Consider the following 22,322-nt stretch of genomic DNA (forward strand, 5'->3'; position numbering starts at 1 on the left):
ATTAGAAAGTAATAAATAATACTATGCCAAAATTCGGATCAACAATACTCTCTTTTATTCCTTCATGGACACCTGAGGGAGGAAAATATGCCATCGAAAAGTGTGCTGAATATGGTTTCGATATGCTCGAAATTATTTTGCCTGCCACGCTCGATTTCGAAGCAAAAACTGTAAAAAAACAATTGGACAACGTCGGACTGGAATGTCGATGTACACTCAATTTACCAATGGAATGCCATTTGCCGGTATATCCGGAAAAGGCTCTTAGCTTGATAAAACAGGCTCTCGACAAAGTGGCTGAAATGCAAGGTGATTTTCTGGGAGGCGTACTCCATTCGGCAATCGGAACATTTACCGGTCAGCCTTGTAGCGATACCGAATACAAAGTAATTAACCATGTGTTTGCGGAACTGGCCGTTTATGCAGCCGAGCGAAATATTACCATTGCTCCCGAACCAATCAATCGTTACGAAAGCTATGTGTTTACTTCGGTAGATGAGGTTTTGTCAATGATTGATAGCGTTGGTTTCCTTAATCTTGGTCTACATCTCGATACTTTCCACATGAATATCGAAGAGTCGGACTTTTATACTCCGGTGGTTAAAGCCGGAAAAAAACTAAAGCATCTTCACATCACCGAAAGCGACCGTGGAATGCTGGGCGAAGGGAATGTTCATTGGGATGATCTCTTCCGGGCTCTTGCGGCAATAAATTATCAGGGACCGTTGGTGTTGGAAAATTTTTCTTCGGAAATTAAAGAACTGGTTGGTCCTACTTCCTTGTGGCGCCCGTCGAAGTATAATTCAGAAGACCTGGCAAAAGGCAGCCTTGCGTTCATGAAAAATAAGGTCGCTGAGTTTTATAATAATTGAGAAAAAGAGTGGCTCGGATGTGATTGGATTGGTCGGGTTGTCATTGTAAAGTGGCAACCCGTTTTTTTATATAGACAATCCGTTCTTCGATTTGCACAGCTTGCTGATTAATTGTAAATTTGCACTCCGAAAAAACTGAAATTCAAAAAGCAAATCTTTTTCATATATGTTTGAAAATCTAAGCGAAAGACTTGAACGGTCGTTTAAGATACTGAAAGGTCAGGGATCGATTACTGAAATCAACGTTGCCGAAACGTTGAAAGATATCCGTAAAGCATTGATCGACGCCGACGTAAACTACAAGGTAGCCAAGACTTTTACCGATGAGGTAAAAGAAAAAGCACTTGGTCAGGATGTGTTGACTTCGTTGCAACCCGGGCAGTTGATGGTGAAGATCGTGCATGACGAACTGGCTCGTTTGATGGGTGGTACTACTGTCGATGTCAATATCAAAGCCAATCCGGCAATTATTTTGATGTCCGGTTTGCAGGGTTCCGGTAAAACGACCTTCTCTGGTAAGTTGGCCAGCATGCTCAAGTCGAAACGCGGCAAAAATCCTTTGTTGGTTGCCTGCGATATCTACCGTCCGGCTGCTATTGACCAGTTGAAGGTGCTTGGAGAACAAATCGGCGTGCCTGTTTATGCTGAAGTAGGCAACAAAAATGCTGTCGAAATTGCACAAAACGCCGTAAAATTTGCGAAACAGAACAATCATGATTTGGTGATTGTCGATACCGCCGGTCGTTTGGCTATTGACGAGCAAATGATGAAAGAGATTGCAGCTGTTAAAGCTGCAATTCAGCCGCACGAAACCCTGTTCGTGGTCGATTCTATGACCGGTCAGGATGCGGTGAATACTGCCAAGGAATTTAACGATCGTCTCGATTTCGACGGGGTTGTTCTTACCAAACTCGATGGTGATACCCGTGGTGGTGCCGCGCTCTCTATCCGTACGGTGGTTACCAAGCCGATCAAGTTTGTGGGTACCGGAGAAAAGATGGATGCCCTCGATACTTTCCACCCCGAACGTATGGCCGACCGTATTCTCGGTATGGGTGACATCGTTTCGTTCGTGGAAAAAGCTCAGGAAATGTACGATGAAGAAGAAAGTCGTCGCCTGAGCAAGAAACTGGCTAAGAACCAATTCGACTTTGATGATTTTATGGGTCAGTTGACTCAGATCAAAAAAATGGGTAACCTGAAAGATGTGGCTTCGATGATTCCCGGTATGGGCAAGGCATTGAAAGACGTGGAATTTGATGACAATGTTTTCAAATCGACCGAAGCGATTATTCATTCCATGACTCCGTTCGAACGGAAAAATCCGGAGGTGATAAACGGAACCCGCCGTCAGCGTATTGCTAAAGGTAGCGGAACTACTATTCAGGATGTAAACCGTCTGCTGAAGCAGTTCGACGAAATGCGTAAAATGATGAAAATGGTATCGCAACACAAGATGCCGTTCAAAAGAAAATAAATCGGATATACGATAGATAATGCAACGCAGCTGCTTTAGGGTAGCTGCGTTTTTTTATGACAAAGAATCAAATGTAGTGGATATGCGCTTTTGTTTTGGGAATTGTGTATATTTGTGTGGCTTTGAAAATGGTTGATGTCGGATTCTGTGTTCGATTATTGGCTCATTAGCTTCTCTGAACGTTGTTTGTCTCATTTTCAAATTGAATCCATGAGAAACGTCAATATTAAAAAATTATACTTCAAGGATACCTCGTTTGCCGATCTGATGAACAAGCGGGTGTTCAATATTCTTCTCATTGCCAGTGCCTACGATTCGTTTACGTTGGAAGAAGACGGTCGGGTAGACGAGCAAATATTTAACGAATATGTCTCTCTCAACCTGCGCTATCCGCCGCGCATTACGCTGGTTCATACAGAGGATGAAGCTTTTCATTTGCTTCAAACCCGTAATTTTGAACTGATTATTTCTATGCCTTCGGGCGAACACAGCGATACCTTTGAGCTTGCTAAACGAATCAAAGATCAGTTTCCTCAAATTCCCATCACCGTGCTTACTCCCTTCTCCCGTGGCGTTACGCGGCGGTTGGCGCATGAAGACCTGAGTGCTATCGACTACGTGTTCAGCTGGTTGGAAAATGCTGATTTATTGTTGGCTATCATCAAACTGATGGAAGATAAGATGAATGCCGAGGCGGATGTAAAGTCGGTCGGGGTGCAGGTCATTTTGGTAGTGGAGGATTCTGTACGGTTTTACTCATCCATTCTTCCGTTGCTTTATAAACTGGTGTTTAAGCAGTCGCGCTCATTTATGACTGAGGCGCTCAACGAGCACGAACGGATGTTGCGTATGCGCGGGCGTCCCAAAATTTTACTGGCACGTAATTATGAAGAGGCCTGGGAGCTTTATCAACGTTACAAGCATCATCTGCAGGGTGTAATCACCGATGTGAGTTTCAATCGTTCGGGAGTGAAAAATAAATATGCCGGAGTGGCGCTTTGTGAAGATATACGCTTGGAAGATCCTTATGTGCCGATCATTATGCAGTCGTCTGACGAGGAGAATGCCGAGTATGCCGAACGATTCGGAGCCGTTTTTCTGAATAAAAACGCCAAAGTTTTTCAACGCGACTTGCAGGAAACGGTGATTAATAATTTCGGTTTCGGTGATTTTGTCTTTATAAATCCCGTAACCGGAGAAGAAGTGGCTCGCGTTACGAAACTGAAGGATTTGCAGGAGTTGATTTTTACCATTCCCGATGATTCGTTGCTCTACCATGTGTCGCGCAACCATATCTCGCGCTGGCTCTATTCGCGTGCCATGTTTCCGTTGGCCGAATTCCTGCGGCGTATTACTATCGAGCCTGGCGATACGTTGAGCGATGTGCGGAAGATTATTTTCGACGCCATTGTCGATTACCGTCGCATCAAAAACAAGGGAATCGTTGCGGTTTTCGAGCGGGGACGTTTCGACGAATACTCCAATTTTGCCCGTATCGGAGAAGGATCGATGGGAGGAAAGGGGCGTGGTCTGGCATTCCTCGATGCCATGGTGAAACGTAATATCGAAGAGAGCGAATTCGGAGCTTCGGTGGTTGCTGTGCCCCGTACGGTGGTGCTTTGTACCGATGTTTTCTCTGAATTTATGGAAAGGAACGATCTTTATTCTATAGCATTACAGGACGAGCCGGATGAGGTGATTCTCTCTCATTTTCTCAATGCAAAAATGGCGCAGAATATTGTGGCAGATCTCTACGCATTTCTCGGTTCCATAGCGGGCCCTATTGCTATCCGGTCGTCCAGTTTGCTTGAAGATTCGCATTATCAACCCTTCGCCGGTATCTATACCACCTACATGGTGCCCAATGTAAAGGCCAGTAAAACCAATACGCTGCTGGCTGTGTGTGAGGCCATCAAGGCTGTCTATGCGTCGGTGTATTACAAAAGCAGCAAGGCTTACATGAAAGCTACGCGCAATGTGATTGACGAAGAGAAGATGGCCATTGTCTTGCAGGAAGTGTGCGGATCGGCCTACGGAACTCATTTTTATCCCTCATTCTCGGGCGTGGCGCGCTCGCTCAATTACTATCCTATCGGACACGAAACTCCCGAAGAGGGCATTGCTAACGTGGCGTTGGGACTCGGTAAATATATTGTGGACGGTGGTACTTCGTTGCGCTTTTCTCCCGCGCACCCTAAAAGTTGCCTGCAGGCCAACAATGTGGAGATTGCGTTGAAAGAGACGCAGACTCATTTCTATGCATTCGACCTTTCGCAGGAGCATTTTACGCCGCAGGTAGATGACGGGTTTAATTTATTGAAACTGACATTGAAGGATGCAGAGAAAGACAATTCGCTGCCTTGGCTGGCATCTACGTTTAATCCGCAGGCACAAGCACTTTACGATTCGATGTTTGAAGAGGGGCGACGGGTAATTACGTTTGCCAATATTCTGAAACACGATACTTTTCCTTTGGCGGCTATCTTGCAGAAGGTTTTACAGACCGGACAGCGCGAAATGGGGCGTCCTGTTGAAATTGAGTTTGCTGTAGAACTCGACCGGAAGAATAAGGCAGGTACGTTTTATCTGTTGCAGATTCGTCCTATTGTGGACTCAATGGAGATGCTGGAAGAGGATTTGGAAGATATTCCCGACGGCGAAACCATTATAAATTGCACCAATGCGCTGGGGCATGGTATTACGCATGATGTTTGCGACATTATCTACGTGAAACCCGAGTCGTTCAATGCTGCCAATAATCGCAAAATGGTGGACGAGATTGATGCTCTCAATCGCCAACTGCTCGCCGACGAGCGAGGCTGTGTGCTGATTGGTCCGGGGCGCTGGGGGACCAACGATCCGTGTCTGGGCATTCCCGTTAAGTGGCCGCACATTTCGTCGGCACGGCTGATTGTGGAAGCCGGATTGACCAACTATCGCATCGATCCGAGTCAGGGCACGCATTTTTTTCAGAACCTGACATCATTTGGAGTCGGATATTTTACCGTGAATCCTTATATCAAAGAAGGTTACCTCGATTTTGACTATCTCGATGCCCAGCCAGCCATTCACGAAACGGAAAATATTCGTCATGTGCGTTTCGAACAGCCTTTCGTAATTAAAATAGACGGGAGAAAAAGTAGGGGCGTGGTGCTGAAATCAGGGAAGAATTAATTGACACGAAGACTCATAAATAGACTGAGATTTGCTGTGATTTTCCCTTGAATCCGTGTTTTCTGTGTGCTATATTTTTAACCATCAATATCATATTCATGAAAAAACTAACTTTATTTTTTGTTTTTGCCATTGCCTGTTTGAGTATTCATGCACAACAGGCTTTGTGGGGTGCCGGCGAAATAGTGTCGCCACAAATTAACAGTGACAACACGGTGACATTCCGATTGAATGCGCCTCAGGCTGTGAAAGTAGAAGTGACTGGAGACTTCCTTTCTCCTCAAAAACAACAAACTTCGTTTGGACTGGTTGACGCTCCGGGTACTGCTGAACTTAAGAAAAACGACAAGGGTATTTGGGAATTTACCACTCCGCAATCGCTTGCACCTGAACTTTACAGCTATTCCTTTCTGATTGACGGATGCAAAGTGACAGACCCTTCCAATGTTTATATGATACGCGACGTTGCTTCGGTTACAAGCGTATTTATCATTGGAGGTGGACGAGCAGATCTTTGTAAGGTGAATGCCGTGCCTCACGGGAGCGTTACCCGTCGTTGGTATCAAAGTCCGTCGCTTGGATTGACTCGCCGTATCACCATTTACACTCCTCCCGGATATGAAGAAAGCAAAGCGAATTACCCGGTACTGTATCTGTTGCACGGTATGGGTGGCGATGAAGAGGCCTGGATTGCCTTGGGGCGTACCGCACAGATTCTCGACAACCTGATTGCTACGGGGAAAGTCAAACCGATGATTGTGGTGATGCCCAATGGTAATGCCGTGCAGGAAGCCGCTCCTGGTGAATCGTCGTTGGGATTCTATAAGCCGACTTTTCAGTTGCCTAAAACCATGGAAGGATCGTACGAAAAAGCGTTCCCTGAAATTGTAAGTTTTATCGACTTGAACTATCGTACTGTGAAAGCAAAATCAGGGCGAGCTATTGCTGGACTTTCAATGGGTGGCTTTCACTCTTTGCATATTTCAAAAGAGTATCCCGACATGTTCGACTATGTCGGCCTGTTTTCTGCGGCTATTCTTCCCGACAAAGAAAATAGTTCGCCGGTGTACATGGATATGGATAAGAAACTTCAGGTACAGTTCGATAAACATCCGAAATTATACTGGATTGCAATCGGGAAGGCTGACTTTCTCTACAAAGCCAATGCTGATTATCGGAAACGTTTGGATGAACATAAGTTCCCGTATAAATATTTTGAAACTGAAGAAGGGCATATCTGGAAAAACTGGCGCATTTATCTGAGTGAATTTGCGCCGCAATTGTTTGATAAGTAATAAACGTAATTGAGTTCTAATTGATACAAGGGAATTCTGATGAAATTTTTATACATTTGTTTCATTAAAACAGAATAGAATTATTTTGTCTGTTTGCGATTTAATTATGTGCCAATTCGTTTTATTTTAGTTATTTATGAGACAAAAACTCGTGATGGGGCTGATGTTGTTGTCAGTTGTTTTGCTGTCCTCGTGTCAAAAAGATACATGGCGACAAGGTACGCTTGACTATAAATTTGCTCCGACTACCTCTCGCACAGGTTATTTTGAAGAACGTCAGGTCGCCTATCCTGAAGATATTTCAATTACCGGCTATGCAAATCAAATCAATGATTTCAGCTTCCTTGGTTCCGTGGTTGAAGTTACCGGTGATCTGGTGGCTGGAGATGTGATTCGGGGCTTAGTTGTTGATATCGATGGCATTGGGCAATACTCGTTTCCGAATATTCCGGTTTATAAAAACGGAGAAGTGATTACGATTGCCGATTCACGCAATAATGTCGCGTTCTACAATTTCATGATGAATGCGTTCAATTACATGCGAAATACAGGAAAGCAGGATATTATTGTCAGTGCATATCTTCAGGATCAATATGGTTATGCTGTTCCGGGTGCCAGAGTCGAAGTAAATATTTACAACGACTTAGACGTAAACGTGAATGATTAACCTCTTCTTGTTCTAAAAACAAACGGTCGGATTTTCAAGCGAAAATCCGACCGTTTTGTATATGTGATAAGCGAATATTATCCGTTATTCCGTGAGTCTTTTACAATCACGTCGTGAGCTCCGCCTTCGATGATACTGGTCGATGACACTAAGGTGATTTTGCCGTTTTTTTGCAAATCGGTGATGGAAGTAACGCCGCAGCTACTCATGGTAGAACGTATTTTACCCAGCGTTATATCAAGGTTGTCTTTTAGTTTTCCGGCGTAAGGCACAAAGCTGTCAACGCCCTCTTCAAATTTCAGGCCTTCAGCACCTCCTGCATCATAGCGTTGCCAGTTGCGTGCGCGGTTTGATCCTTCACCCCAGTATTCCTTCATATAATTGCCGTTCACCATCAGTTTGCGGGTAGGGCTTTCGTCGAAACGTGCGAAGTAACGACCCATCATGATGAAGTCGGCTCCCATTGCCAAAGCAAGCACCATGTGATAATCCTGAACGATACCACCATCCGAACAGATAGGAACATAAACGCCCGTCTTCTTGAAGTATTCGTCACGGGCGGCAGCTACTTCGATTAAAGCGGTGGCCTGTCCGCGGCCGATCCCTTTTTGTTCGCGGGTGATACAGATAGAACCTCCACCGACACCTACTTTCACGAAGTCAGCTCCGGCCTCTGCCAGATAAAGGAATCCGTCACGGTCAACTACATTACCGGCTCCGATTTTTACCTTGTCGCCGTAAGTGTTTTTTACGTATTCCAAAGTTTCTTTCTGCCAAACGGAGAATCCGTCGGATGAGTCAATACACACCACGTCAACACCGGCTTCGATCAATTGTGGAACACGTTCGCGATAGTCGCGGGTGTTGATACCAGCGCCAACCAGCAATTTCTTGTCGGCATCAGAGATTTCGTTAGGGTTGTCCTGGTGGCTATCGTAATCTTTTCGGAATACAAAATATTTCAGACATTGATTGTTGTCGATAATAGGTAAACAATTGAGTTTGTGATCCCATATTATGTCGTTTGCTTCTGCCAGAGAGATACCGAATTCGCCGGTTATCAGCTTGTCAAACGGAGTCATAAACTCTTTGACTTTCTTGTCGAGGCTATCGCGGGTGATGCGGTAATCGCGGCCGGTGACGATGCCGAGTAGTTTGCCGTCTGAAGCGCCGTTTTCGGTAATCCCGATAGTAGCGTGTCCCGATTTTTCTTTCAGCGCCAACACGTCAGCCAGTGTGTTTTCCGGCGTGAGGTTGGCATCGCTGATTACAAATCCGGCTTTGTATTTTTTTACCTTGCGCACCATTTCTGCCTGCGATTCGATAGACTGCGAACCGAAGATAAATGAAAGACCACCGTTGCGTGCCAGTGCAATCGCCATTTTATGATCCGATACGGATTGCATAATTGCCGATACAAACGGAATGTTAAGGGAGATTGCAGGAGTTTCGTTCGCCTTGAATCTTACAAGCGGAGCTTTCAATGATATCTGGTTAGGAATACACTCTTTGGTGGTTAAACCCGGGATCAACAGGTATTCACTAAACGTTCTGGAGATGTCATTTAAATAGTGTGCCATATCAGTTTCTTTTTTGGAAATAAAATTGGGCAAAGATACAAAAATTAGAGAACTCCGGCAACAGCCCGGAGCGGTTGTTTCTGTCGTTTTATAACAAAAAAACGGATTGTGTAATGACGCAATCCGTTTAGTTTATTCATAGTTCATTAGGCCGGCTTCGAAGGTTTACCACCTGTTGTGCCCTGCGGAGAAGCAGGCTTGGCAATTGATTCGCGCATCGACGTATCGGCTTCAATATTTTTCATTTTATAGTAGTCCATAATGCCGAGGTTGCCACTTCTGAAAGCATCGGCCATGGCTTTGGGAACTTCTGCTTCGGCTTCAATTACCTTGGCACGGGCTTCCTGCGCTTTGGCTTTCATTTCCTGTTCGGAGGCTACAGCCATTGCGCGGCGCTCTTCAGCTTTAGCCTGAGCAATATTTTTGTCGGCTTCGGCCTGATCCATCTGAAGCTGAGCGCCGATGTTTTTCCCGATGTCTATATCTGCAATATCAATGGAAAGAATTTCGAATGCTGTTCCTGCATCCAGTCCTTTTTGTAAAACCAGTTTTGATATTGAATCAGGATTTTCCATTACGGTTTTGTGTGTCTGCGATGACCCAATGGATGAAACAATACCTTCCCCAACGCGGGCAAGAACCGTTTCTTCGCCTGCACCACCCACCAACTGGCGGATATTGGCGCGAACCGTTACACGAGCTTTCGTGATCATCTGGATGCCATCTTTGGCAACAGCAGTCACCGGAGGCGTATCAATTACTTTGGGATTAACAGACATCTGAACTGCCTCGAATACATCGCGACCTGCAAGGTCAATAGCAGTTGCCATTTGAAAAGAGAGTTCAATGTTTGCTTTGGCAGCAGAAACCAATGCGTGAACTACTCTTTCAATATGTCCTCCGGCAAGATAGTGAGCTTCGAGGTCATCGCGACGAATGGTGTTTAAGCCGGCTTTATGTGCTTCAATCATGCATCGTACGATGGCATGAGGCGGCACTTTACGGATGCGCATCAGAAACAGCTGAATCAGCGATATACTTACTCCTGAAACTTTTGCGGAGATCCACAACAGGAAAGGAACGTAATAAAAGAAAATGATTAGCAGGATGAATAACGCTACTAATCCGCCAACAACAAGAATATCCATAGTTGATGCGTTTTATGAGAGTATTGTTAATGTCCGTTTATTGAAACCCTAAGAGCTGTACGTCAAAAATCAAAGTTGAGTAAGCAGGAATGTTTCCGTAAGCGTTAGAGCTATAACCTAATGATTGAGGGATGTAAATTTCCCAACGGGAACCAGTGTTCATCTTTGTCAATGCTTCCTGAAATCCGCTCACGAAATAAGAAACATAACTTGAGCTTGCTGTGTTAACCCAAGTCGTATCGTTCATTGTTGTATCGAATACGGTTCCGTCAATCAGTCTGCCGGTGTAGACTATTTTTGCGTAACTTGATGTGTTGGGCTTAAGGCCAACACCATCTGTTAATATTTTGTATTGAAGACCGCTTTTTGTGACATGAACGCCATCTTTGGTCGCATTTTCTGTCAGAAATTTTTCGTTCAGATCTTTCCAACTATCGCTGGTGCTGGTGCAAGCGCAAACGGTGATTCCTAAAGCAACAATAATAAATGTAATCCAGTTACGAGTCGACATAAAATGAATGTTAGAAGATGAGTTGATGGTGATATATATCTTCAGGTGTGTTTCTGATTGTAATTTTCTTTGAATGGTAAGTGCCCTGAATGTATTATTCTGGCTTTCAAAACCAGGCATCAAAGATAGTAAAATTTGAAAGGGCGACAAAAAAAATCCGGTCACTTCACAGTGAACCGGACTCCCATCTAACCAAAAACCAAAAAAAAATAAAGATTGTCAGCGCTGAGGCTGTATTTATATTGTTGAATGCTAATTTGTTGAACTATTTTTTAGGGTAAGTTAGTTCATAACGCATAACATTTCCGGTGTAATTTTTAGCTTCTATTACCAATTGAATATTTCCTGAGGGTAATGTATTTGTAAAGTCCTTTAAGTTAAAAGATATGATACCTTTATTTTGAATGACATATCGTTCACTAAATGCGTTCTGTCTGAACTCGAGATGCGTTTTGCCGTCAGCAGCAGCCGGTAACAGCGAGTTTCTTACCATGCTAAACAGGTGTTTGACCTTGTCTCCGTAATATCGAAACGATACATTGAGGTAATTGCCTCCTACCCATATTTCATCAATATCAACAGGATCGTTTCCAACGCTGTCCTGATTTGCTGCATTGAGGACTTCTATCTTCTTTATCTCTACCTCGTTAATGTTGTTGATCCTGATTTTACGCAACAACTGTTCGTTGATGGAGTCTGATAAAATGGAGTAATTAATGATTACCCGCTTGCCATTTTCAGCCTTGAAGCCGGTTTCGTTTGCTATGGCATAGCTTCCGTTATCAAACTGAACACCGAAACTACCAGAAGGATTGGTTTGGTAAACGGTAGCAAGACTAACCCAATACTTGTCCAAAGATTGTTGTTCTTCTTTATTACAAGATGTGACACACAATAAAATTGCACAACTGCAAACTAATCCTATTATCTTCATTTAATAAATTACTGCCTTTGTAATGTAAGATGAAATGTGTCGGAAAACGTTGCATAATTTGAAATGATTTAGTAAATTTTAACTTGATGGTGTGTTTTTTGTCGTTTTGAGGTATTGTGTTGATAGGTAGTTGTTTTGAGTCGCTTTTATTGTATGGGAGCTTTGACGGATGTTGCGAAGTAAAAGACCGGCGCACTTTGGCGAAAATTATACTTAACGATTCAAAAAACAATGGCGCTGTTTTCTCGCTAATTCAAATATAATTGTAACTTTGCGCATCAATACACCTTGCATTTTTACACTTTTAAAAAGAACGTATGAAGTTATTCTCGGGTTTTGTTTTAAGCTGCATTTTTGCAGTGATTGCTATAGTTGGTTGTAGTGGGTCATCCACTTATTCCGATCTTGTAAAAACGCAGAAAGCGACAATCAGTACTTTTCTTCGATATGATACGATAAATGTAATAAATTCATTACCATCTAATTATGCTACTAAGGCTTGGTCTGGCAAAAAGGATTATTATTTGAGTTCTACAGGGCTTTATTATCATTTACTTCAAGTTGGAGATCAGGCTGCTATAGATAGTAAAGATTCTATTCGCGTGGGAGATAACGTAGTTGTGCGTTACATTAAAATTGGTATAACGTTACCTCCTGATACAGTTGAAAGTACATGGACAACACTGAATTCGGCTTATCCCAGCAGTATAACTTATGGTTCTACCGGTTCGGAGCCTTCGGCATGGCAAGAAGCAATCACTTATATGAAATATTCCGGCGCTCAGGCAGAACTTATTGTTCCCGGAACGCTTGGAACATCTACAGATCAATCAAATGTAACGCCCTATTATTACAAGCTGAGTATTAAAAAACTTCCGCGATAATCAAGAACAACTCATATAAAGGCTGCGAATCATTTACTATATTTGGTTCGCAGTAATTTTTTGTACACACCTAATATTTTTGCACTATGACATTAATCAAATCCATATCAGGAATCAGGGGAACCATCGGAGGAAAGACCGGCGATGGTCTTAATCCTCTTGATATAGTAAAATTTACAACAGCTTATGCTACATGGGTCAAAAGGCATACTCAGCAACGTCCTTTGAAAGTCGTTGTGGGAAGAGATGCCCGTATTTCAGGCGAAATGGTTAATCATGTTGTTATCGGCACCTTACTTGGAATGGGATTTGATGTGGTTAACATTGGCTTGGCGACAACTCCAACAACAGAGCTCGCCGTTACAATGGAGAGTGCAAGTGGAGGTATAATCCTTACGGCAAGCCATAATCCCAAACAATGGAATGCCCTGAAATTGTTGAATGAAAAAGGTGAGTTTCTGAGTGCCAAAGATGGAGAAGAAGTTCTTCAGATTGCCGAATCGCAGGATTTTGAATTTGCCGAGGTGGATGAGATCGGTAAATTGACAGAAGATTTCACCTATACTCAAAAGCACATAGAAAGCGTTTTGGCTCTCGATTTGGTGGATGTGGAAGCTATTTACAAGGCCGACTTTAAAGTGGCTGTCGACTGTGTTAATTCTGTGGGAGGAATCGCAATACCGGAATTATTGTCGAATCTGGGTATTAACAGTGTGGAAAAATTATACTGTACGCCCGACGGACATTTTCCGCACAATCCGGAACCTCTGCCGGAGCATCTTACCGCAATTTCGGATCTGTTGAAAAGTGGAAAGGCTGATGTGGGATTTGTTGTCGATCCTGATGTAGACCGTTTGGCTATTATTTGCGAAGATGGTTCTATGTTTGGTGAAGAATATACCTTGGTGTCGGTGGCCGATTATGTCCTTTCAAATACTCCGGGCAATACGGTTTCAAATATGAGCTCAACCCGTGCGTTGCGTGATGTTACGCAGCAGCATGGCGGTGTTTATACCGCTTCTGCTGTGGGCGAAGTCAATGTTGTGACGAAGATGAAGGAAACAAATGCGGTAATCGGTGGCGAAGGTAACGGTGGTGTTATTTATACTGCCAGTCATTATGGACGCGATGCTTTGGTTGGTATTGCTCTGTTCCTTACTCATTTGGCAAGAACCGGCAAAAAAGTATCAGAACTGCGCGCAACTTATCCATCTTATTTTATGGGTAAAAAGCGGATGGACCTGACACCTGATATTAATGTTGACGAAGTATTGGCTGCTATCAAAGCAAAATATGCTCAATACGACATTAACGATATTGACGGGGTGAAAATCGATTTTCCGGAAGGATGGGTGCATTTGCGGAAATCCAACACGGAGGCTATTATTCGTATATATTCGGAAGCCAAATCTCCGGCAGAAGCCGACCGTTTGGGTGAAGAAATTATTGCTGAGATTAAAAAGCTTATTTAATATAGGCGTTTAGCTATATCTTGATTTTATGGGTAATACAGCGATGCAAAATAAAAAGCATGTGCGGGCCCTGATTAAAGAGCGCAAACTGCAATTATCGAAAGACGAACAAGTTTATTTGTCTGAGAAAGTGGTTCAAAATATTGAGCAGTGTGAAGAATTTCACACTGCTCATTCTGTTTTGTGCTATTGGCCTTTGTCGGACGAGGTACAAATTGATTCGTTAATTGAAAAGTTTTGGCACGAAAAGCAATTCTATTTGCCGGTTGTTTCCGGCGATAAGCTGGAATTGAAGCTTTTTGAAGGCCGCGATAAAATGCAGATTGGCGCGTTCGGTATTTTAGAGCCGACCGGAGAAACGTATTCTGGAGATGTGGATCTGGTGATTGTTCCGGGCGTCGCGTTTGACTTGCAGGGGCATCGCTTGGGGAGAGGGAAAGGCTATTATGATCAATTTCTACCATCCACAAAAGCATATAAGGTAGGTGTTGCTTTTCGGTTGCAAATAGTGGAAAATATACCTGTCGATGAATGGGATATACCTGTCGATAGGGTAGTGACTGATTGAAAAATTACTGAAAGACGACTATAGAAAAAGGGCTTCGCAATTCATTTTTGCGAAGCCCTTTGCTATTAAATAATTTGTTATCAAAGCATTTTCTGAGGATCTAACCACTGGCTTTCGATGTCAAGGAAGTACTTGTAGGTACCAACTGTCAGTTCTTCGCAGGATGCCTCGTCACACACGATAATTCCTTTCGGATGCAATTGCAGCATGCTGATTGTCCATTTGTGATTAACTCCTTCTTCCACTGCCTGACGTAAAGCGCGGGCTTTATTGTGACCTGAAATAAGGATCAACACCTCGCGGGCATCCAGAATAGTTGCAACGCCTACAGTCAAAGCCGTTTTAGGCACTTTGTTGACGTCGTTATCGAAGAAACGCGAATTGGCAATGATAGTGTCGGTCGTCAGCTCTTTGTCTCTTGTACGGGAGTATAGCGATGAACAAGGTTCGTTAAAAGCAATGTGTCCATCAGATCCTACGCCACCCATGAAAAGATCGATTCCGCCTACGGCCTTAATCTTTGCTTCATAGCGTTCGCATTCTGCTGTTGTATTTTCTGCATTTCCGTCAAGAATATTCACATTTTCTTTCGGGATGTCGATGTGGCTGAAAAAGTTCTTCCACATGAAGGTGTGATAGCTTTCTGGATGATCTTCGGGAATACCGATATATTCATCCATATTGAAAGTGATCACATTCTTGAAAGATACAGCTCCGGCTTTGTACAACGAAATCAATTCTTTGTAGGTTCCCAGTGGTGTTGAGCCCGTAGGCAGACCTAAAACGAAAGGCTTCTCCGGTGTCGGATTTGCTTTTCGTATTTTTGATACGATGTAAGCCGCTGCCCATTTTGATACTACCTCGTAGTTCGGCTCAATAATTAGTCTCATAGTAAGTGTAATTTAAAGATTTGTAATTTTGTGTTTCATCTTCACATTGTATGGATAACCCGAAGGCTATCTCTGTCATCAGCACCATAACAAAACTGTCAGTAAATCAGCAATACACTTTTTGTTATGATTTAGCCAGCAATCGTCCCAGTGCGATACAATCTTCGTATTTGTCCTCTTTGAGGCTTTGCTTGATCTCGATGGGGAGGCTTACGACATCCCATTTTACCCGTTCTGCAAAAGCTGCCAATAGTTTGATGGAAGCATTCGACCAGGTTGACGATCCGAAATAAGCAAATTTACGATTCTTGATATCGCGGGTTTCCAGTTTTGCCAGCAAAGAGGCTATTTCCGGGAATAATTCATTGCTGTATGTCGGACTTCCGATAACGATACGGTCATAGCGGAAAATGTCACTCAAAATAAACGAAACATCCGTTTTGGATACGTTGTAAATCGTGATATTTTTTTCGCCTTCTTCCGAAAGACCATACGCGATGGCCTCCGCCATTTGTTCGGTATTGCCATACATGCTGCCGTAAATAATTACCACGCCGCGTTCTCCTTCGTACCGGCTTAGTTTGTCTGTGATTTCGATTATTTTATTAACCTTTTCACGCCAAACTGGTCCGTGGGTAGGACAAATAGTCTTGATTTCAATGTCCTTCAGCTTGTTTAATGCATTCTGAACGGCAGATCCGTACTTGCCGGCAATATTTGAAAAATAGCGGCGGCTTTCTTCCAAATGGTTTCCGGTTTCAATATCAGTATCCAGTACTCCTCCGTCCAACGTGCCAAACGCACCGAAAGCATCTCCTGTAAATAATAACTTGTCGTTAATATCGTAAGTCATCATAGTTTCCGGCCAGTGAATCATCGGAGTGAGGAAGAACTGGAGGGTATGCTTACCCAAAACCAGTTTATCCCCATCTTTTACTTCGTGCAAGCCATCATTGATTCCGTAGAACCCATCAAGCATTTTAAAGGTTCGCGCGTTCCCAACGATTTTAATATCAGGAAACATGCGTCGAATAGCCCGGATTGCTCCTGAGTGATCAGGTTCCATGTGGTTGATTACCAAATAATCCAGATGGCGATCTCCCAATACACTCAACAGTTTATCCAGAAATACTTCGGCGAAAGAAACTTCTACGGTATCCACCAAAACTGTTTTCTCATCCATTATCAGATAGGAGTTATATGAAACTCCGTGTGGTAGTGGAATGAGGTTTTCAAAGAGCACTTTTTGCCGGTCGTTGACACCTATGTAATAAATGTCGTCGGTTATATGTCTTGCTTTGTACATAACTAAGTGATTAAAAGATAAACAATATCCATTGTGTATCTTTCCACGGTGTCAGAAACTAAGGTTGAAGGGCAAGTTCTATTACTTGCCCAATTGTGCTGTAACCTGGTTAACTACATTTTCTGCAGTGAAACCAAATTCTTTATCCAATACTTTGTAAGGAGCAGAGTATCCGAAATGATCCAGACCGAATACTTTTCCGTTTGCGCCAGCCAGGCGTTGCAAGGTAGAAGGCAGACCTGCTGTAAGACCGAATACCGGTGTGGAAGCAGGAATTACTTCGTTACGATAGCTTTCGTCCTGGTTGAAGAACAAGCCTTCAGAAGGAGCAGAAACTACCTGAGCTTCGATGCCTTTTTCTTTCAGGAATGGAACAGCTTCAATCAAAGTTGCAACTTCAGATCCGTTTGCAACCAAAATGATATCAGCTTTAGTGGCTGGTTTGTAAACGATATAGGCTCCTTTTGCTGCTTGCAAAGCGGATGTGTAGCCGTTTTCGGCAACAAGGTTTTTGATATTTTGACGAGACAGGATCAACCCAGTTGGTGTACATGTGTTTTCGAGAGCCAGTTTCCATGCAACTGTTGTTTCGTCAGCGTCAGCCGGACGAAGAACCAACATGCTGTTTTTGCCGTGGTGGTTTTTCAATTGTTCCATCAAACGGATCTGAGCTTCCTGTTCAACAGGTTGGTGGGTAGGACCGTCTTCACCTACACGGAATGCATCGTGTGTCCAAACGTATTTTACGGGCAATTGCATCAAGGCAGCCATACGTACGGCAGGTTTCATGTAATCGGAGAATACGAAGAATGTACCCACTGCAGGAATAACCCCTCCGTGGAGAGCCATACCGTTGGCAATAGCAGCCATGGTAAGTTCGCAAACACCAGCCTGGAAGAAGGCACCTGAGAAATCGCCTTTTGTGAAAGCTTTTGTTTTCTTGAGGAATCCGTCTGTTTTGTCAGAGTTTGATAAGTCAGCCGAAGCAACGATCATGTTTTCTACCTGACTTGCAAAAGCAGCCAAAACGGTAGAAGAGGCTGCGCGTGTAGCCTGATCTGCTTTTTGAGCGATAGCAGCAAAGTCAACTTTAGGAGCTTCTTTCGAGAAGAAAGATGCAAGTTTTTTAGCCAATTCAGGGTTTTCTTTTTCCCATACAGCTTGCTGAGCTTTCTTTTCGGCAGCGATTTTAACCAACGCTTCTTTACGTTTTGCGTAGAGTTCTTCAACTTCAGGGAAAATAACAAATGGGTTTTCGGGATTTCCACCGAGGTTGGCAATTGTTTTGTCATAAGATGCACCAGCTTCGCTCAATGGCATACCGTGTGTAGCGCATTTATTTTCGTAGCTGCTTCCGTCTGCTGTAACAGCACCTTTACCCATAATGGTTTTGCCGATAATCAGGGTAGGACGTTCTGTTTCAGTTTGTGCTTTTGTTAAAGCTTCGCGAATCTGAGCTGCGTCATTACCAACGATTGAGATAACATTCCAGCCCCATGCTTCGTATTTTTTTGCAGTGTCTTCTACACTCACTTCGCTTACAACTGTTGAAAGCTGAATATCGTTAGAGTCATAGAACATGATCAGGTTGCTCAGTCCGAGAGTACCGGCGATACGGCCTGCACCCTGAGAGATTTCTTCCTGTACGCCACCGTCAGAAATAAAAGCATAGATTTTGTGGCTCATCCAGTTGCCGAAACGGGCAGCAAGAAAGCGTTCTGCTATAGCAGCACCGATAGCCATTGTATGACCCTGTCCGAGAGGACCGGATGTGTTTTCAACACCGCGTTCAACATCCACTTCGGGGTGACCCGGAGTTACACTGCCCCATTGACGGAACTGTTTCAGATCTTCCAGTGAATATTTACCTGTAAGAGCCAATACACTGTAAAGCATCGGCGACATGTGACCCGGATCAAGGAAGAAACGGTCTCTGTTGATCCATTGAGGATCGCTGGGATCGTAAGTTAAGAATTCGCTGAACAATACGTTTACGAAGTCTGCGCCTCCCATTGCTCCGCCCGGGTGACCTGATTTGGCCTTTTCGACCATACTAGTTGCCAAAATACGAATGTTATCGGCTGCTCTGTCTAAAATGGATGTTGTGCTCATAAGTGTTTTTATGTGTTGATATTTATGTGATTTCTAATTATTCTTCGTTGTAGATGCCTATTGATTTTCCATATTCAAATTCGCCTTCCAGCAACGATTGGACTTCTTCTTCGGAAAGATTGACTACTTTGTCTTTTTTTATCGCTTTCATGACAAATAGCAACATGTCATCTTCGTCAATGGAAGCTTCTTCGGTGGAATTTTCTTCTATGAGTCCGTTGGCCTCGTAAAAATCGTAGATAACATCCAAAATGTAAGCGATGTCATCTTCGGTTACTTTTGCTTTGAGTTCTTGAGGTATGTATTTTAAAATGAACGCAATGGCTTCATCGTCGTCAAATTCCGGAAGGTCATCAATTTCTTTCATAATAGTAAGTTTTAGAGTTATCGGATTTGTGTTTTGTTTTGTGTCGTTTTTTTGTCTCTCAGAGCGAGTCAGTGAAGAATTTCTTCCTCGCAAAAATAAACAACAAATTTAATGCGAAAAACTTCTTTCATTTCAACGATTTAGCCGGATACTCACGGCTGTGAAATGACAAGAAGTTATTCAAATGTGTGATTTTGAGGTTGTAAAGATAATGATTTTTATCTTTACAACCTAATCTTATGTATGGGAAAACCTCGTAATTACATCTCTTTTTACAGCAAATACTGGCTGCTGATTGATTCGTTATTGAATACTTTTTTGATGGTATCAGCAAACAGATCGGCTACGGATAACACCTTCACTTTACTGCAATTTCCGTTGTAAGGAATTGAGTCGGTAAAGATGATCTCTTTCAGTACGGAGTCTTCGATGCGTTGAGATGCCGGGGCGGACATAATGGGGTGGGTGACTACGGCTCGGACCGATTTTGCGCCATACTCCATCATAAGTCCGGCAGCTTTTGTCAACGTGCCCGCGGTGTCAACCATGTCGTCGAGAATGATTACGTTTTTGCCGGTTACCTTACCGATAATTTTCATTTCGCTCACTTCGTTTGCTTTTTCACGTAGCTTGTAGCAAAGTACCATCGGCGACTCCAAATGTTTTGAATAAGATCCAGCGCGTTTTGAACCACCTACGTCGGGAGATGCAATAGCGAGATCTTCAATATGAAGTGATTTGATGTGCGGTACAAAGAGAGTTGATGCATAGAGGTGATCGACAGGTACATTGAAGAATCCCTGAATTTGATCGGCATGTAGATCCATCGTGATGAGACGGTCGATGCCAGCTACACTCAGAAGGTCGGCAATCAGTTTTGCGCCGATTGAAACACGGGGTTTGTCCTTTCTGTCCTGGCGAGCCCATCCGAAATAGGGAATTACAGCAATGACTTTGTAAGCCGAAGCTCTTTTTGCTGCGTCAATCATCAATAAAAGTTCCATCAGGTTGTCTGATGAAGGGAATGTAGATTGTACAAGAAATACGTAGCAACCACGAATTGATTCGTCATATCTGACAGCAAATTCGCCGTCTGCAAAACGGGTGGTTGTCATTTTTCCCAGTTCACAGCCAAGACTCTGGCAGATTTGCTCGGCCAGATAGCGGCTGCTTGACCCCGAAAAGACTTTGTATGAGTCTGCTAAATGCATGTTGTGTGATTTTTTGTAGGTGGTGAAAATTGAAGTTACAAAGTTATATAGAATTTGTAATTAATCCTTGGAATTATAACGTTTTGTTCATGGTAACGCAGCAGGTAAGATTAAACCGTCAATCACTGTAAATGATTCATGTAGAGGGTGGCATAAAAAAAGGGTCTACACCTGATAGTGTAAACCCTTTATTTTAAGTACCCGGAGGGGGACTTGAACCCCCACAGCCGTGAAGCCAAAGGATTTTAAGTCCTTCGTGTCTACCATTCCACCATCCGGGCATCCCTTTGAGCGAAAGACGGGACTCGAACCCGCGACCCCGACCTTGGCAAGGTCGTGCTCTACCAACTGAGCTACTTTCGCAATCATTGTTCTTTTTTATCGAATAGAGAGAGCTTTTTTGGAAAGCTCAATGCTTATCTGTTTTGCGGTGCAAAGATAAGGATTTTTTTTAGTCCCGAAATATTCGGACTGACTTTTTTTCTAAAAAACATTTCAATAATATGGAGGTGATAAAACGTTCGTTTTTTTTGAGGTTTTAGAACTTGTTTTATTTAAACTGGAGGCTTTATGTCTCATTTTTTCAATTATATCTATCAAAAAGACAGCGTGTGTTTCAAAATTGCTATGATTTGATGCGAATTTTGCAATCTGTTTCCCGTAAATGGGATACCTTTGTTTTCATAATACTAGGTGGTCTTATATTAATAATTTTAGGTTCAGCGATAGGAATAATTTTTTTAAGCAAAAAAGAAAGTGTGGTTTATTTCGAATAACTCGAATATTCCACACTTTTATTTTTTTACGCAAACCCCCATCTAGTATTTGCCTTCAGATCTGACTATTGATTTTTATCTGTTTCGTTGTTTTCTCCAGAGCTGGTAAGAATTAACTATGTTTTGCCACAAAACGTAGGCTCCGGGTCCTATTGACGAGATTGGATCAAGGTATGATAATGCCATCCAGATGGTCAATACCGTATTCTTTTGCCCCAATCCTTGTCCCCCAGTGACTGTTTTATCATATTGTTTGCCAATTTTTCTTCCGGCAAGAAATTGTCCTATGCAGATAAAAAATGTAGAGGCTGCCATTATTATTTCAACGGCATAATTATCTGCCGGCTGTTTCATGACAAATGAAACGGTTTTTCCTACAACTATCGTAAGAGCCAGCGCCCACAGGTAGAATGACCATCCGTGTAGTGCTTGTATTTTTATTTTGGCTTTCGGGGCAAGTTTTTCTAATGTAAAAGCGAATACTAATGGCAGAATCAGTAGGGGAAAAACCTCTTTCAGAATATACAGGAAAGACTCGAAAAAAGTAAAATTTGAGTGTTCTCCAATAAATGAAAAAATAATTGGCGCGAATATAGCTACGCATAAATTGCTGAGAATGCTATAAGCCGTGAGGCTGGCTATGCTCCCGCCTAACATGCCGGTGATTACAGCAGCCGAGGTAGCCGTGGGTGCTAAAACACATATCATTGATCCCTGAGCAATGAGAGGATTGAACCATCTCAGAGCCAGATAAACAGCAATACTGCCGAATAGTTGTATGGCCAACAGATAGAAATGAAATTTTTCGAACCAGAGTTCTTTGATTGATAGTTTGCAATAGGTTATAAAAAGCATTGCAAAGATCAGGTATGGGGTGATGAATGACAATTCTGTAAAAAAACGGTAGAAGATAATGCCAATGCACATGGCAATGGGGAGCATGTATGATTTTAAAAATCTGGTCATTGTAGGTGTTGTGGATGGGCGTGATATGTGTTTGCAAAGCTACAAAAAGAGCGCTGTATACAAAAGCGACCGTTTTGCATGTGAGCAAAACGGTCGTCTATTTTTATCATGT

The 22,322-nt window shown here is 43.0% G+C and carries 18 protein-coding genes and 2 tRNA genes; 8 read left to right on the forward strand and 12 right to left on the reverse strand.

Annotation, left to right across the window (positions count from 1 at the left end; genetic code table 11):
* Window positions 1-23: 23 nt before the first annotated feature.
* The 5 genes from F8N35_RS06015 to F8N35_RS06035 all read left to right on the forward strand — a co-directional run bounded on the left by F8N35_RS06015 (window position 24) and on the right by F8N35_RS06035 (window position 7,485).
* Entirely contained in the window at window positions 24-872 is an 849-nt protein-coding gene (locus F8N35_RS06015; RefSeq protein ID WP_293050440.1) for a sugar phosphate isomerase/epimerase family protein, read from the forward strand.
* 166 nt (window positions 873-1,038) lie between these two features.
* Window positions 1,039-2,349 carry a signal recognition particle protein gene (ffh, locus tag F8N35_RS06020; RefSeq protein WP_293050442.1) on the forward strand — a complete coding sequence of 437 codons (1,311 nt, stop codon included), beginning with the start codon at window positions 1,039-1,041 and terminating at the stop codon, window positions 2,347-2,349.
* Window positions 2,350-2,559: 210 nt separating this feature from the next.
* Window positions 2,560-5,523 (forward strand): PEP/pyruvate-binding domain-containing protein, encoded by a 2,964-nt coding sequence (locus F8N35_RS06025; RefSeq protein ID WP_293050444.1) that lies wholly within the window; start codon window positions 2,560-2,562, stop codon window positions 5,521-5,523.
* A gap of 98 nt (window positions 5,524-5,621) precedes the next feature.
* Entirely contained in the window at window positions 5,622-6,818 is a 1,197-nt protein-coding gene (locus tag F8N35_RS06030; protein ID WP_293050446.1) for an esterase, read from the forward strand.
* Window positions 6,819-6,954: 136 nt separating this feature from the next.
* Window positions 6,955-7,485, forward strand: coding sequence for a hypothetical protein (locus tag F8N35_RS06035; protein WP_293050448.1), 531 nt, complete (start codon window positions 6,955-6,957; stop codon window positions 7,483-7,485).
* Between the two features lie 77 nt (window positions 7,486-7,562).
* Here F8N35_RS06035 and F8N35_RS06040 read toward each other — a convergent pair whose 3' ends face one another.
* From F8N35_RS06040 to F8N35_RS06055, 4 genes are all read right to left on the reverse strand, one after another.
* Complete coding sequence (locus tag F8N35_RS06040) at window positions 7,563-9,065, reverse strand: IMP dehydrogenase (RefSeq protein ID WP_293050450.1); 1,503 nt, start codon at window positions 9,063-9,065, stop codon at window positions 7,563-7,565.
* Between the two features lie 146 nt (window positions 9,066-9,211).
* A complete protein-coding gene (gene floA / locus F8N35_RS06045; RefSeq protein WP_068703978.1) occupies window positions 9,212-10,213 on the reverse strand; it encodes a flotillin-like protein FloA in 1,002 nt (333 codons plus the stop codon).
* 37 nt (window positions 10,214-10,250) lie between these two features.
* Window positions 10,251-10,844, reverse strand: coding sequence for an FKBP-type peptidyl-prolyl cis-trans isomerase (locus F8N35_RS06050; RefSeq protein WP_293050453.1), 594 nt, complete (start codon window positions 10,842-10,844; stop codon window positions 10,251-10,253).
* A 145-nt stretch (window positions 10,845-10,989) separates the two neighbouring features.
* On the reverse strand, window positions 10,990-11,580 hold the full coding sequence (locus F8N35_RS06055; protein WP_293050455.1) for a NigD-like C-terminal domain-containing protein: 591 nt from the start codon (window positions 11,578-11,580) through the stop codon (window positions 10,990-10,992).
* Between the two features lie 395 nt (window positions 11,581-11,975).
* Here F8N35_RS06055 and F8N35_RS06060 point away from each other — a divergent pair, with 395 nt between their 5' ends.
* From F8N35_RS06060 to F8N35_RS06070, 3 genes are all read left to right on the forward strand, one after another.
* Window positions 11,976-12,542: a DUF4827 family protein gene (locus tag F8N35_RS06060; RefSeq protein WP_293050457.1), complete on the forward strand. Its 567-nt coding sequence runs from the start codon at window positions 11,976-11,978 to the stop codon at window positions 12,540-12,542.
* A gap of 86 nt (window positions 12,543-12,628) precedes the next feature.
* The gene (glmM, locus tag F8N35_RS06065) at window positions 12,629-14,014 is read left to right on the forward strand and encodes a phosphoglucosamine mutase (protein ID WP_293050459.1); all 1,386 of its coding nucleotides are present in this window, start codon (window positions 12,629-12,631) and stop codon (window positions 14,012-14,014) included.
* A 28-nt stretch (window positions 14,015-14,042) separates the two neighbouring features.
* Complete coding sequence (locus F8N35_RS06070; protein WP_293050461.1) at window positions 14,043-14,582, forward strand: 5-formyltetrahydrofolate cyclo-ligase; 540 nt, start codon at window positions 14,043-14,045, stop codon at window positions 14,580-14,582.
* Between the two features lie 80 nt (window positions 14,583-14,662).
* On the opposite strand, the gene nagB is transcribed toward F8N35_RS06070, so the two are convergent.
* The 8 genes from nagB to F8N35_RS06110 all read right to left on the reverse strand — a co-directional run bounded on the left by nagB (window position 14,663) and on the right by F8N35_RS06110 (window position 22,210).
* Window positions 14,663-15,472, reverse strand: a complete 810-nt coding sequence (gene nagB / locus F8N35_RS06075) for a glucosamine-6-phosphate deaminase (protein ID WP_293050463.1) — start codon at window positions 15,470-15,472, stop codon at window positions 14,663-14,665.
* A gap of 124 nt (window positions 15,473-15,596) precedes the next feature.
* Window positions 15,597-16,778 (reverse strand): FprA family A-type flavoprotein, encoded by a 1,182-nt coding sequence (locus F8N35_RS06080; RefSeq protein ID WP_068703964.1) that lies wholly within the window; start codon window positions 16,776-16,778, stop codon window positions 15,597-15,599.
* A gap of 81 nt (window positions 16,779-16,859) precedes the next feature.
* Window positions 16,860-18,890: a transketolase gene (locus F8N35_RS06085; protein ID WP_293050466.1), complete on the reverse strand. Its 2,031-nt coding sequence runs from the start codon at window positions 18,888-18,890 to the stop codon at window positions 16,860-16,862.
* Between the two features lie 37 nt (window positions 18,891-18,927).
* On the reverse strand, window positions 18,928-19,257 hold the full coding sequence (locus tag F8N35_RS06090) for a hypothetical protein (protein WP_293050468.1): 330 nt from the start codon (window positions 19,255-19,257) through the stop codon (window positions 18,928-18,930).
* A 272-nt stretch (window positions 19,258-19,529) separates the two neighbouring features.
* On the reverse strand, window positions 19,530-20,468 hold the full coding sequence (locus F8N35_RS06095) for a ribose-phosphate pyrophosphokinase (RefSeq protein WP_293050470.1): 939 nt from the start codon (window positions 20,466-20,468) through the stop codon (window positions 19,530-19,532).
* A gap of 198 nt (window positions 20,469-20,666) precedes the next feature.
* Window positions 20,667-20,749 (reverse strand) — tRNA-Leu (locus F8N35_RS06100).
* 9 nt (window positions 20,750-20,758) lie between these two features.
* A tRNA-Gly gene (locus F8N35_RS06105) sits at window positions 20,759-20,831 on the reverse strand.
* A 488-nt stretch (window positions 20,832-21,319) separates the two neighbouring features.
* Window positions 21,320-22,210: a transporter gene (locus tag F8N35_RS06110; RefSeq protein WP_293050472.1), complete on the reverse strand. Its 891-nt coding sequence runs from the start codon at window positions 22,208-22,210 to the stop codon at window positions 21,320-21,322.
* Window positions 22,211-22,322: the final 112 nt, after the last annotated feature.

It is taken from the genome of Paludibacter sp. (genome assembly GCF_009712605.1).
Taxonomy (GTDB): Bacteria; Bacteroidota; Bacteroidia; order Bacteroidales; family Paludibacteraceae; genus Microbacter.